Genomic DNA, 13,473 nt, shown 5'->3' on the forward strand with positions numbered 1-13,473 from the left:
CTTAGTGGCGGAAATGGCGCATACCGGTAAAGACCATCGCCATGCCATGCTCATTGGCGGCGGCAATCACTTCTTCATCACGCATTGAGCCACCCGGCTGGATCACGCAGGTGATCCCAGCTTTTGCCGCAGCATCAATGCCGTCACGGAAAGGGAAGAAGGCATCAGAGGCCATTACACTACCGGCCACTTCGAGCTGCTCATCGGCCGCTTTGATGCCGGCTATTTTCGCCGAGTAGACGCGGCTCATTTGGCCGGCGCCGACGCCGATGGTCATGCTGTCTTTGGCATACACAATCGCGTTCGATTTTACGTATTTTGCCACTTTCCAGCAAAATAGCGCATCGCTTAGCTCTTTGTCTGTGGGCTGACGCTCAGTGACAATCCGCAAATCGTCTAAACCGACCATGCCTTGGTCGCGTGCTTGGACTAACAAGCCGCCATTGACGCGCTTGCTATCCCAACCTGTGGTGCGCGCTTGCCATTGGCCACACTCGAGAAGGCGGACGTTTTTCTTTGCCGCAACCACCGCTTTGGCGGCGTCACTGACGCGCGGCGCGATGATCACTTCGACAAATTGACGCTCAACAATGGCGTGTGCCGTGTCGCCGTCCAGCTCACGGTTAAAGGCAATAATGCCACCAAATGCTGAGGTCGGATCGGTTTGATAAGCGCGCTGATAGGCACTGAGTAAGTCTTCACCGATAGCAACGCCACAGGGATTGGCGTGTTTTACAATCACGCAGGCAGGCTGTTCAAACTCTTTCACGCACTCTAATGCCGCATCGGTGTCAGCGATATTGTTATAAGACAGCGCCTTGCCCTGCAGTTGGGTAGCCGTGGCCACCGAGGCTTCTTGCGGGTGGGCTTCAGTATAAAAGGCGCCCGCCTGATGGCTGTTCTCGCCATAGCGCATGTCTTGCTTTTTAACCCAATGTTGGGTCAGGGTGCGTGGGAATGGCGAGCCTTGGCTGTCTTCTGCGTGATGATAGGCAGGGACTTGGGTGCCAAAGTAATTCGCAATCATGGCATCGTAGGTCGCGGTGTGCTCAAACGCGGCAATCGCTAAATCAAAGCGCGTGGCATGTGTCAAAGACTGCTGGCGCTGATCCATCTCGGTGAGCACGCGATCATAGTCTTGGCTATTCACCACAATGGTGACATCAGTATGGTTTTTCGCCGCTGAGCGCACCATGGTTGGGCCGCCGATATCGATATTCTCAATGGCTTGCTCACGTGTGCAATCTGGGTTGGCAACGGTTTGTGCGAACGGGTAGAGGTTCACTACTACCATATCAATCGGTGCTATCTGATGCTGTTCCATCACCGCATCATCTTGACCGCGCCGGCCCAGAATACCACCGTGAATTTTCGGGTGGAGGGTTTTCACGCGGCCATCCATCATTTCTGGGAAGCCGGTATGCTCGGAGACTTCGGTGACCGCAAGGCCGTTTTCTGCGAGTAAACGGGCCGTGCCGCCGGTCGATAGCAGTTCGACACCGCGTTGGGCGAGTGCTTGGGCAAACTCGACCACACCGGTTTTATCAGACACGCTCAGTAACGCGCGACGAATAGGACGCAGATTTTCCATGGCTTAGTTCTCTTCACTGACAGATTGAATGCTTATCAAAGCCCACCATGGCTAACCACATAGGTAAACTTTATTAAACTGCCAATTGTCAAAGCGGCGCTATTCTATCTGATTTTGTTTGCGCAATCGATTGCTATTTGCTGATGGCGACATTTTTATTGTTTTTGTCCAGCTGTCGTTGCTTGCCTTGATGCAACGCTGGTCATAAGGGCCCGCCTTTGCTACAAAAAGAAAGTTCATCCAACATGAAAAGGAGCGGTGATGACCAAGTTGCTGCAAATAGGTGAGCTAGCCAAGCACTGTGGTGTTTCCACCGATACGCTGCGTTTTTATGAAAAGTCTGGCTTGTTGGCGCCGAGTGCGCGTACAGAGGGGGGATACCGGCTTTATGCCGATGATGCCATTAGCCAAGTCATGTTCATTTTGCGCGGCAAAGAAATGGGATTATCGCTTGATGAAATTCACGAGCTGTCTGACATTCGCGAAGAAGCGACCTTACACACCTGTGCAGAAGTAAAAGGGATCACCCAGCGGCGCCTGAATGAGGTCTCAGAGAAGATAGCCGCGCTTGAGCGGGTCAAGCATGCCCTTACACGTTTAAATGCCGCCTGCTGCGGTATGGACGACGATGACGCGACCCATTGCTCTATATTGGAAACCCTGGCGGACAGTGAAGATTCCAACTCATGCTGTTAAGGAAAGGTGCGTTGCACCATCAGAGAAAACAAAAACGGGCTAACCGATTGACGGTTAGCCCGTTTTATCACAGCTAAACTAATGATTGATTAGTTCATGCCATACTTTTTCAGTTTCTTACGCAATGTACCGCGGTTGATGCCCATCATGGTGGCTGCGCGGGTTTGGTTACCGCGGGTGTATTGCATGATGGTATCCAGCAGTGGCTGCTCAACTTCTGCGAGGACAAGCTCATACAGATCGTTGACTTCCTGGCCATTCAATTGCGCGAGGTAGTTCTTCAAGGACGCTTTTACAGAGTCACGAAGTGGCTTTTGCGTAATTTGATCTTGTGAAGTTACAGTTGTTACTGTCAATGTTTCGGAAGTCAGGTTTTGTTCGAACATATTCTGTCAGCTCTTCTCGTATTTATGCAACGTTGTCGAAGTAGCCTTGCAGCGCATCGATCTGCTGTTGTGCATCTTCGATTGCGTTGAAGGTGCGGCGAAAGTCGCCAATTTGATCATGCTCTTTGAGGTACCAGCCCACGTGCTTTCGGGCAATACGTAATCCTTTGAGCTCCCCATAAAATTGATGAAGCTCTTGAACATGACCCAACAAAATCGTCCTAACCTCTTCTAATGAAGGGGCAGGCAAGTGCTCACCTGTGGTGAGATAGTGGTGGATTTCGCGAAAAATCCACGGGCGTCCCTGAGCAGGGCGACCAATCATTACGGCATCTGCCCCTGTATAGTCGAGAACATACTGGGCCTTTTCTGGTGAATCAATGTCGCCATTGGCTATCACCGGAATCGATACCGCTGCTTTCGCAGCTTTAATGCTGTCGTACTCTGCCTCACCTTTGTACATGCAAGCACGCGTGCGGCCATGCAGTGCAAGGGCTTGGATACCACAATCTTCCGCCATCCGGGCGATCGTTACACAGTTCTTATTGTCCGGATCCCAGCCTGTACGCGTTTTAAGCGTCACGGGAACATCCACCGCGTTTACCGTGGCTGTTAGGATTTGCTCAATCAGATCGGGTCGAGTTAGCAATGCAGAGCCTGCTAGCTTTTTATTGACCTTTTTCATTGGGCAACCCATGTTGATGTCAATCACTTGCGCCCCGTTCTCGACACAAAATCGCGCCGCCTCAGCCATAAGCTCGGGTTCAGCCCCCGCGATTTGCACTGAGCGTAGACCGGATTCGTCAATATGAACCATGCGCTTTTGCGATTTGTTCGTCCGCCACAAAGCTGGATTGGATGACATCATTTCACTGATAGCCATACCGGCACCATGCGCAAGGCATAGCTCACGAAATGGTCGGTCCGTCACGCCGGCCATTGGGGCGACGATCAAAGGGACATCCAGGGTGTAAGGTCCGATACGCAAAAGCTCTAAATCCTCTTCAGCCGCTCTGAGTCAGCAAGGGCGCGCATTTTACGCATTTTTGCTGCGTCTGAAAAGGACAATATTTGAGCATTGATGGCTTGATTTTTCTCGCACTTTTTGTATCAGCCGCGTTTCGCTGATTAATCAAGCATTTCAAGTAGCACGTCAACCATGGCTTACCAACAAAAGTTACTTGTGCGGCAAGCTCATAGCGCGACGATCTGACCGATTAAGTGAGCAACTGGCCGCTTATCCGGCACCACTCTTCACGTTCGACGATCGGGTTAATATCGAGACGATCGCGATAGTGATTAGCAACGTCTTCGGCTTGAGAATCGAGAACGCCAGACATCGCTAGTTGACCATTTGGTTTGATCAGCCCTTTGATCACGCTAGAAAGCTCACGGAGTGGGCCAGCGAGAATATTGGCCACGACCACATCTGCTTTCAGATCGGCCGGTTGGTCTTTCGGGAGATACAGGTGCAGTTGATCGGCAACACCATTACGCTCAGCGTTGTCCTTGGAGGCGAGCAGGGCTTGGGGATCGATATCAATGCCAATGACCCGCTCAGCGCCCAGCTTGATAGCCGCAATGGCTAGAATGCCTGAGCCACAGCCAAAATCAATCACGGTTTTTCCGTTTAGATCCAAGCTATCAAGCCACTCTAAACAAAGAGCCGTGGTTGGGTGAGAGCCGGTGCCAAAGGCGAGTCCAGGATCCAGCATCACGTTGACTGCCGTGTCATCGGGGACCTCACACCAGGTCGGACAGATCCACAGACGCTCGCCAAATTGAATCGGCTTAAAGTTATCCATCCATGCCCGTTCCCAGTCTTTGTCTTCGAGCTGCTCGATCTTGTGGGCAAAGTTGTCAGCCAGCAATGGGCTCGCGTTTAGTACCGCTAATACGGTATCCATATCGGCTTGTGCATCATACAACGCCATGATGTCAGTTTCGCCCCACAAGCGGGTTTCGCCGGGTAAAGGCTCAAAAACCGGGGTGTCTTTGGCATCAAGGAAGGTCACAGACAACGCGCCGGCTTCTTCCATCAGTAGATCGCCAAGTGCTTCAGCATTGTCGGCATTGGCGTTCAGTTTTAATTGGATCCAAGGCATGGTGAGTCTCGTGTCAGGATAAGGAATACTGAAGATTTTATCAGATCAACACTGTGCATGCTGCAAACAAAAAGCGGCCTACTAATATGCAGGCCGCTTTGCGTCTATTTATCGTTCTACGCTCTGGTCATGACAAGCCGAGCTTCTTCTCGAGGTAATGAATGTTGGCACCACCGCGTTGGAAGTGCTCGTCATTCATAATGTCGATCTGGAGTGGGATATTGGTTTTTATGCCGTCGATCACCGTCTCAGCGAGCGCATTTCTCATGCGAGCAATCGCAACGTCGCGGTTTTCCCCATAACAAATAAGCTTGCCGACCATGGAGTCGTAATGGGGAGGCACGTGATAGCCCGTATAGACATGGGACTCCCAGCGTACACCCATGCCACCTGGCGAATGAAAGCGTTGGATTTGTCCTGGACTGGGGATAAAGCGCTCTGGATCTTCGGCGTTTATCCGGCACTCGACCGCATGACCACGAATCTGAATATCGTCTTGCGTAAACGACAGCGGCTGACCGGCAGCGATACGCAGTTGCTCTTTAACCAAATCGATACCCGTGACCATTTCTGTCACAGGGTGCTCAACTTGAATACGTGTATTCATCTCGATAAAGAAGAACTCGCCGTTTTCATACAAGAATTCAAAGGTACCGGCGCCGCGATAGCCAATTTCAACACACGCGCGGCAGCAACGTTCACCAATAAACTTACGCATTTCTGCAGTGATCCCTGGTGCAGGGGCTTCTTCGACCACTTTTTGATGGCGGCGTTGCATTGAGCAATCGCGTTCACCGAGATGAATGGCACCACCTTGACCGTCTGCGAGTACCTGCACTTCAACATGACGTGGGTTTTCAAGGAATTTTTCCATGTAAACCATGTCGTTGCTGAACGCGGATTTTGCTTCAGAACGCGTCATGGCAATGGCGTCAATCAGTTCCGATTCGGCACGAACCACACGCATACCACGGCCACCGCCGCCGCCAGACGCTTTGATAATGACGGGATACCCGATACGCTTGGCGATCGCTTTGTTTTTCTCTTGATCGCTACCCAGAGGGCCATCTGAACCTGGCACACAGGGCACGCCCGCTTTTTTCATCGATTCGATCGCGGAGACCTTGTCCCCCATCAGACGAATGGTTTCTGCTCTTGGGCCAACAAACACAAACCCTGAGCGTTCGACTTGCTCGGCGAAATCGGCATTTTCTGATAAGAAGCCGTAGCCAGGATGAATGGCAACGGCACCGGTGATTTCAGCGGCACTGATAATGCGAGGAATGTTCAAGTAGCTTTGATTGCTTGGCGCGGGGCCAATACAGACGGTTTCGTCGGCTAACAAGACATGCTTAAGATCGCGATCTGCGGTGGAATGCACCGCCACGGTTTTAATGCCGAGCTCTTTACAAGCACGCAAAATCCGCAGTGCAATTTCACCACGGTTAGCAATTACAATTTTATCTAACATGCGCCCTCGCTTATTCGATGATCACGAGTGGTTCGTCGAATTCAATGGGCTGGCCGTCTTCACACAGAATCGCTTTCACCACCCCGCTCTTATCGGCTTGGATTTGGTTCATCATTTTCATGGCTTCAACGATACACAAGGCGTCGCCTTCTTTCACTTGGCTGCCGACTTCGACAAATGCTGCCGACTCTGGGCTCGGTGCACGGTAGAAGGTACCAACCATGGGTGACAGAACCTGATGGCCAGTCGGTTTAGGTGCGCTTGCTGGCTCTGCGGCAGAAACCTCGGGGGCAGGCGCGGGTGCTGGCGCAGCCGGTGCTGCGTATTGTGGTGCGTACTGTGGCGCAGCCATTTGGGCTGGCGCTGCAGGTGCTGAGCGACTGATTCGTACTGACTCTTCACCTTCGGCAATCTCGAGTTCGGAGATGCCCGACTCTTCGACAAGTTCGATCAGTTTTTTAATCTTGCGGATATCCATGATACGTCTCTTCTTATGTTTTGTTTTACTGGGCCGCAAACGCGAGGTGGCGTGCGGCAGCTGTTAAGGCGAATTCGTAACCATCAGCCCCTAGGCCACTGATCACGCCGACCGCTTTATCCGACAAATAGGAATGATGTCGGAAGGGTTCGCGGGCGTGAACATTAGATAAATGCACTTCAATAAAGGGAATGTTGACCCCGAGCAGTGCATCGCGCAATGCAACCGAGGTGTGCGTCAAAGCGGCTGGGTTAATAATAATAAAATCCACGCTTTCCATCGCTTGGTGGATTTTATCAATGAGGCTAGCTTCACTGTTGGATTGAAAGTGCTCAAGAGTCAATGCCAACTCTGTGGCTTGGGCCTCTAATGCGGCCATGATTTGCGCGAGGGTCTGAGAGCCATAGTGTTCAGGCTCACGGCGTCCGAGCAAGTTAAGGTTCGGACCGTTTAAGACTAAAATGTGGTTTCTTGTCGGCATCTTGAGGCTTACTTCTCCTATTCGCTAACATCGTGTCAGCTTAGTGTGAATTCCTGCTGGTACGCATGCTGTGATGGTACGCTACATGCGATTTTATCCTTTGTGATAGCAATTATAGAGAATTCACCGCAAATCGCAGCAAAATACTGGTCTAATCAGCACACTTCGTCCTGTTGGTGTTGAAAAAATGCGCGCTAAAGCAGGTTTAGCGCGCAAGAATAAAAAAGCCGCCCGTGGGCGGCAAAGGTTGCTAAGCAATCTCTCGTGAGGGTTACACCACACTCTCTTTTTCTGCAATAAGCTTATCCACCACACTCGGGTCGGCAAGGGTAGACGTATCTCCCAAGCTTCCGGTTTCGCCTGTGGCAATTTTACGCAGAATTCGGCGCATGATTTTACCGGAACGTGTTTTAGGGAGCGCATCGGTCCAATGAATGAAATCTGGCGTGGCGATCGGTCCGATTTCTTTTCGCACCCATTCTTTTACTTCTTTATGCAACTCGGCGCTCGGCACTTCACCGGCGTTGAGGGTGATATAGGCATAAATGGCTTGGCCTTTGACATCATGAGGTACCCCAACAATTGCTGCTTCAGCAATCTTATTAAATGCCACCAAAGCGGATTCGACTTCGGCGGTGCCCATTCGGTGCCCCGAGATATTGAGGACATCATCGACGCGCCCGGTGATCCAGTAATAACCGTCCTGATCGCGGCGCGCCCCGTCACCGGTAAAGTACATGCCTTTAAAGGTGGAGAAGTAAGTTTGCTCGAAGCGGTCGTGATCGCCAAAGACGGTCCGCATCTGTCCTGGCCACGAGTCGAGCATGACGAGGTTACCCTCTGTCGCGCCATCAAGAAGGTTGCCCATGTTGTCGACCAGCGCTGGCTGAACACCAAAGAAAGGACGCGTTGCTGAGCCCGGTTTAAGTGGCGTGGCGCCAGGGAGGGGCGTAATCAAAATCCCGCCCGTCTCTGTTTGCCACCAAGTATCGACAATTGGGCAGGCTTGATTACCGATGGTGCTGTGATACCACTCCCAGGCCTCCGGGTTAATGGGCTCGCCGACCGATCCCATGATCCGTAGCGAATTACGTTGGGTGCCGGCAACGGCTTCATTGCCTTTGGCCATCAGTGCGCGAATCGCGGTGGGGGCGGTGTAGAGGATATTGACCTGGTGCTTATCGACCACTTCACTCATTCGCGCCGTGGTCGGGTAGGTGGGGACACCTTCGAATAAAAGGGTTTTTGCCCCGTTCGCGAGCGGGCCATACACCAGATAGCTGTGACCGGTAATCCAGCCGACATCGGCCGTACACCAGAACACCTCGCCGTCTTGATAATCGAAAACATATTTAAAGGTCATTGCGGCGTAAACTAAGTATCCGCCTGTGGTGTGGAGAACGCCTTTGGGGGTGCCGGTGGAGCCGGAGGTGTAGAGAATGAAAAGGGGATCTTCAGCCTGCATTTCTTCTGCGGGGCAATCCACCGATGCGTTTTCCGTGACCTCATGCCACCAGACATCGCGGTGATGATGCCAATCAATGTCGCCACCGGTGCGCTGGTAGACCACCACTTTTTCGATTGACTTCACGTTGGGGTGGGTTAGCGCTTCATCGACATTTTGCTTTAATGGGACGGCACGGCCACCGCGTACCCCTTCATCCGCAGTTATCACCACTTTCGCGTTCGAGTCAATGATGCGGCCAGCAAGCGCTTCAGGGGAGAAGCCACCGAATACGACGGTATGCACCGCCCCAATGCGCGCACAAGCGAGCATCGCGATGGCCGCTTCCATGACCATCGGCATATACAAGCAAACCACATCGCCTTTTTTAACCCCTTGCGCTTTTAGGGCGTTAGCAAAGCGACCCACGTGCTCGTAAAGGGCTTGGTAAGTCAGGGTCGCATCGTCGTTGGGATCATCGCCTTCCCAAATCAACGCGATTTGATCGCCTTTGTCTTTTAGGTGGCGATCAATACAGTTAGCCGCCACGTTGAGTGTGCCATCTTCAAACCAGCGAATATCGACATGCCCCGTATCAAAGGACGTGTGCTTGACGTTGCTGTAAGGTTTTATCCAATCAATTATCTGGCCTTGTTCTCGCCAAAAACCCTCAGGGTCGGTAATTGACTGCTGATAGAGAGCTTGATATTTGGCCTCATCAGCGTGTGCCTTTTGTGCAATTGAAGGCATGACGGGATATACGTGACTATCGCTCATCCTGTTTCTCCTCGTGTCCGCGATGCTCCGCGCGGCGCTTCCATGTCGTGAGATGTCAGGCGTTACCGCGGCCTGGCAAACGTAAACCATGCAGTAAAGGTGTGACAGATAAGGCTATTCGGCAATTAGACTTTAGGATGAGCCCCTTGATTTTTAAGTGGATTGTGGTGTTGGTAGACCAGTAACTGGGCGCTGGATCGCACTTTTATTGCGATTCAAGGGCGCTGGATTACCGAGATTGAGGGATTGGCATCTCGCCTTGCGTCAGACGAACATAAATCAGGGCCGCTGCTAAGGCATCGTCTAAAGCATCATGGCGAGCAGGAAGGGGAATCTCTAGATGGCGACTGATCGCTTCCATGCTGATGTCATGATAAGCATTAGGGAGTAGGCGCTCTAATTTGCGTTGATAAATGTCGCTGACTTCAATCAGTGGGTTGGGCAGCGGGAAACCAAGATATTGACGGGCATAGCGATCCAAAATGCTTTTGTCGTAGCGGATATGGTAGCCAACCAAAGGATGATTACCGATGAAGTGGATCAGTGAGGTCATGGCCTGCTTGGCACTGACACCATGGACAAGATCTTGATGACGCAATTGATGAATGCGCACGGAGCCGGCGCTTAAACTTTCGGGCGCGTCAAGAGTGAGTGTTAGCGATTGACTGGTCAGAATACGGTTGCCTTTGATTGGTGTCGCCGCAATCGTGACTAACTCGGCATGAGCTGGGTCAAGGCTGGTGGTTTCACAATCCAGTGATATCAGGGTACGTTTATCTGGCGGTAAAAAGAGCGCGCGATAAGGAGAGTGGCGCAACCGATAGCGATACCAATAGCGAGCTAGCTCGTTCACGTTAATCCCTCACATGATAGTGGAATGCGAGGGATTGTTTAAACTTTTTCACCACGTGCAACCCGTGGCGCAACAGATCGCGTTCACTCGACGGTAAGTCGGCCACATCCAGACGGTTACTTTGCTGCTCACCACGAAGTTGTTGGCGTAGACGAAGACGAATAAACAGTTTTAGCGCCTCTGACAGGTTTTCTGCCGTCTCGTCGGCAAGTGTGCCTAACTGGGCCAGTTGCGCGAGCCTCTCAAAGGTATTGGCCTCGGTGATCCCTTTTTCTAAGCTCATGGTGCGAACACCGTGGACGATCGGGAAAATGCCGCCTTTTTTAATATCTAGCCCTTCTTTACTGCTTTTAAGCGAACCAAACACGGTCAAAGGAACCCGGAAGGCCAGCGCGGGACGCACAAAGGTATTAAGCGCCAACATATTGTCACTTAACGCCTCGTGAAGTGGTGTTTGGATCGCATTAATCAAGCTGAGATCCCCTGCAATTGCCTGGCTATCGGCTAAGATGGCCAGATCCATCACGCTTTGATGGTTGGCACTTTGGACGAGGTTGCGCACGGTTTGTTGCCATTGCGAGGCGGTTTTTACCCATTTGGGGTTGCTGACCATCACATTGCCGGGACAGGGCGGGTAGCCCAGTTGATAAAGCGTGTGTGAAAAGGTCGCCATGACTTGCTGACAATCCGGCCAGTCTAGATTGTCGGCCAGGATTAATGCGTTGTCTTGGTCGGTTTTAAGCACTTGCTCACCGCGCCCTTCAGAGCCCATCACCACCATGCAGCACTGGTTTTGATAGGTCTCGGGCACCAACAAGCGAAAGGCTTTTTCCATGATTTGTTCATTCACGGTGGCGATGAGTTGCATTACAAAGCGGGTATGGATGCCGTTGTTAAATAGGGTATGCACCAGTTTGCTCTGGCTATTGGCGGCGATAACTAACTCATCAATGGTTTGGGCGCGTGCAATTTGCAAGTTGAGCACGTGTGAGTGGGTTGAAAATAGGCTTAGCACTTGCGGCAGGTCAAGCATCCCGGCGGTTTGCTCTTGCTGGTCGATCACGCGCACACGCTTCACGCGCTGGCGTGTCATACTGATCATGGCGTGAAAAAGAAAGTCACCGCGCTCAACACTGACCACAGGGCGCGTGGCCACCTCGCCAACGGGGGCGGATTGATCATAGCCATCGAGCACCAAAGCGTGTAATAAGTTCGTCCGGGTAATGATCCCGCAGTCTCCATCATCAAACGTCACCAATGCACAGTCACAGCGTTCGGCTTTCATTTGCGCGGTCGCGGCTTTTATCGTCAGCGTTGGGGAAATACATAACGCAGGTTGAATATTACTATCATCAATCCTGGTGAGCATAAATTCGGCGAGGTTTTGTTGCTGACGTGCCTGGACCATTAACGCTTGTCGGCGTTGTAAGTTGGTCTCAAAGTAATCGCGGAAGTCTTGATTACTATGGTAGATCGCAAGAAATACCTCGGCCGGTAATAGGTGACAAAGCGTATCTTCTAAGGCGCGGTATTGATGTTTGGCGGTGCCGTGCACGAGCGCGGGGACGTCAAATAAATCCTCAGACGTATAGTGAGAAAACACTTCTTGGCCGTCTTCTGAGACTTCTTCGACACTGCCTTTAATAATAATAAACAGCTGCTCACCCGTATCGCCTGCATGGATCAGGCTGTCACCACGCCGAAAATAGCCAACATCCAGCGCTTGTCGACATTGTTTGGCTTGTGCGGGCGTTAGGCAATCAAACGGTGGCTGCGAGGTGTCAAAAGGTTCAGGCATAATCGCACTCCTCACTATGATAACCTCAGTGTGTCTTAGCCCTCGCGATCCTGCTAGCCGACTTTAGTCTAGCCAGTTACGACGGCTTCACCGACGAGATCAATGTTTTGCCATCAATAAGCGCAGCTTGTGTCTTTTTTTCCCGTCCTATTACTGCGACACTTAGCGCCGTATGTCTCTTAATATGAAGTAATGATATGGCATTAACCCAGTGTTCCCCCTTTCGTTGGTTGTCAGAATATTTTGGCGGCTTCTTCTTTTCGTATGGCGTGTATTTGCCATTTTGGGCGATATGGTTTGAGTCTCTAGGCCTTAATTCGGGCGTGATCGGGACCTTGATTGGGCTTGGTTTTGCTACCCGATGTGTCGCCAACTTAGTATTTACTCCGCGTGTGCAACAGGTTGAAGCTTTGTTGCCGGCTCTGCGTGTGTTGACCTTGATGGCGTTGGTGACCTGTGCCTTGCATCCCATGATGGGGGCTAATGTGTGGTGGTTAGCTTTCGTCACTGTGTTGTTTAATTTAGCCATTGGTCCAGCGGTGCCCTTGTCTGATGCTCTGGCGAACTATTACGCGCGTCATCGGTATATCGACTATGGTCGTACGCGTCTTTGGGGATCGATTGCTTTTATTGTCGGTTCGAGCGTAACGGGCTGGTTGGTGACCGAGCAATCGGCGGCGATTATTCCTTGGGTGGCAATCGGTGGCTTATCGGCATGTTTACTGCTGACCTTGCGTCGTCCGACCATCATGCCGCAAAGCGAGCATGATATGACAGGCAGTAAAGTGTCAATGCGTCAGCTATTCCGTGATCGTCAGGTCATTGTATTTTTGCTGATCGCCTCTTTGTTGCAGGGCAGTCATGCCGCCTATTACAGCTTTAGTGCGATTTATTGGAAGCAGGCCGGTTACAGCGAGAGTATCGTCGGTTATTTATGGAGCTTGGGCGTCGTATCAGAAGTGGCCGTATTTGCTCTCGGCGCCCGGCTTTTTAGCGGTTGGTCGTCTAAGTCGTTATTCCAATTGGCTGCGTTAGGCGTATTGATCCGTTGGGGGGTAACAGGCACCACCACCGCAGCCATTCCCGTTGTGTTGGTTCAGTTACTTCATGGTGTCACCTTTGCCGGTGCGCACTTAGGTGCCATGCAGTATATTCAGCGTGAATGCGGAACGCGGTTGGTCGCTGCACAAGCTGCTTATAACGCGTTGCCGATGGGTGCGGTGGTCGCGGCTCTTACTACGACAAGTGGGTGGATTTATGCGGTTTCGCCATCGGGAACCTTTTACGCAATGGCGCTGCTTGCGTTGCCTGTTTTTGTGCTCCCCTTGCGTGAGCCCGAATTTCGACGCGCCAAGCATGCCAGTGTGCAATAAACGGCTTACCGGCTTGCAAT

12 protein-coding genes are annotated in these 13,473 nt (G+C 51.8%); 2 read left to right on the top strand and 10 right to left on the bottom strand.

Going from position 1 to position 13,473, the window contains the following annotated elements:
- Position 1 precedes the first annotated feature (1 nt).
- Positions 2–1,591 carry a bifunctional phosphoribosylaminoimidazolecarboxamide formyltransferase/IMP cyclohydrolase gene (gene purH, locus BZG77_RS08540; RefSeq protein ID WP_077646927.1) on the bottom strand — a complete coding sequence of 530 codons (1,590 nt, stop codon included), beginning with the start codon at positions 1,589–1,591 and terminating at the stop codon, positions 2–4.
- A 270-nt stretch (positions 1,592–1,861) separates the two neighbouring features.
- Between purH and zntR the strand changes: the two genes are divergently transcribed.
- The gene (gene zntR, locus BZG77_RS08545; RefSeq protein ID WP_394329759.1) at positions 1,862–2,287 is read left to right on the top strand and encodes a Zn(2+)-responsive transcriptional regulator; all 426 of its coding nucleotides are present in this window, start codon (positions 1,862–1,864) and stop codon (positions 2,285–2,287) included.
- Between the two features lie 89 nt (positions 2,288–2,376).
- Here the strand turns inward: zntR and fis are convergent, their stop codons facing one another.
- The 9 genes from fis to BZG77_RS08590 all read right to left on the bottom strand — a co-directional run bounded on the left by fis (position 2,377) and on the right by BZG77_RS08590 (position 12,080).
- Positions 2,377–2,673: a DNA-binding transcriptional regulator Fis gene (gene fis / locus BZG77_RS08550; RefSeq protein ID WP_021024113.1), complete on the bottom strand. Its 297-nt coding sequence runs from the start codon at positions 2,671–2,673 to the stop codon at positions 2,377–2,379.
- 22 nt (positions 2,674–2,695) lie between these two features.
- Positions 2,696–3,661, bottom strand: a complete 966-nt coding sequence (gene dusB, locus BZG77_RS08555; RefSeq protein ID WP_021024112.1) for a tRNA dihydrouridine synthase DusB — start codon at positions 3,659–3,661, stop codon at positions 2,696–2,698.
- A 229-nt stretch (positions 3,662–3,890) separates the two neighbouring features.
- Positions 3,891–4,778 (bottom strand): 50S ribosomal protein L11 methyltransferase, encoded by an 888-nt coding sequence (gene prmA / locus BZG77_RS08560; RefSeq protein ID WP_077646928.1) that lies wholly within the window; start codon positions 4,776–4,778, stop codon positions 3,891–3,893.
- 127 nt (positions 4,779–4,905) lie between these two features.
- Positions 4,906–6,249, bottom strand: coding sequence for an acetyl-CoA carboxylase biotin carboxylase subunit (gene accC, locus BZG77_RS08565; RefSeq protein ID WP_021024109.1), 1,344 nt, complete (start codon positions 6,247–6,249; stop codon positions 4,906–4,908).
- 10 nt (positions 6,250–6,259) lie between these two features.
- A complete protein-coding gene (gene accB, locus BZG77_RS08570) occupies positions 6,260–6,727 on the bottom strand; it encodes an acetyl-CoA carboxylase biotin carboxyl carrier protein (protein ID WP_077646929.1) in 468 nt (155 codons plus the stop codon).
- Between the two features lie 25 nt (positions 6,728–6,752).
- Complete coding sequence (gene aroQ, locus BZG77_RS08575; RefSeq protein ID WP_077646930.1) at positions 6,753–7,208, bottom strand: type II 3-dehydroquinate dehydratase; 456 nt, start codon at positions 7,206–7,208, stop codon at positions 6,753–6,755.
- Between the two features lie 271 nt (positions 7,209–7,479).
- Positions 7,480–9,429 carry an acetate--CoA ligase gene (gene acs / locus BZG77_RS08580; protein ID WP_077646931.1) on the bottom strand — a complete coding sequence of 650 codons (1,950 nt, stop codon included), beginning with the start codon at positions 9,427–9,429 and terminating at the stop codon, positions 7,480–7,482.
- Positions 9,430–9,658: 229 nt separating this feature from the next.
- Positions 9,659–10,282 (bottom strand): 3'-5' exonuclease, encoded by a 624-nt coding sequence (locus BZG77_RS08585; RefSeq protein ID WP_077646932.1) that lies wholly within the window; start codon positions 10,280–10,282, stop codon positions 9,659–9,661.
- A 1-nt stretch (position 10,283) separates the two neighbouring features.
- The gene (locus tag BZG77_RS08590) at positions 10,284–12,080 is read right to left on the bottom strand and encodes a DUF294 nucleotidyltransferase-like domain-containing protein (RefSeq protein ID WP_077646933.1); all 1,797 of its coding nucleotides are present in this window, start codon (positions 12,078–12,080) and stop codon (positions 10,284–10,286) included.
- 197 nt (positions 12,081–12,277) lie between these two features.
- Between BZG77_RS08590 and BZG77_RS08595 the strand changes: the two genes are divergently transcribed.
- On the top strand, positions 12,278–13,453 hold the full coding sequence (locus tag BZG77_RS08595) for a 3-phenylpropionate MFS transporter (RefSeq protein WP_077646934.1): 1,176 nt from the start codon (positions 12,278–12,280) through the stop codon (positions 13,451–13,453).
- Positions 13,454–13,473 lie beyond the last annotated feature (20 nt).

The sequence above is a fragment of the Salinivibrio sp. IB643 genome (assembly GCF_001996105.1).
Lineage (GTDB): Bacteria > Pseudomonadota > Gammaproteobacteria > Enterobacterales > Vibrionaceae > Salinivibrio > Salinivibrio costicola.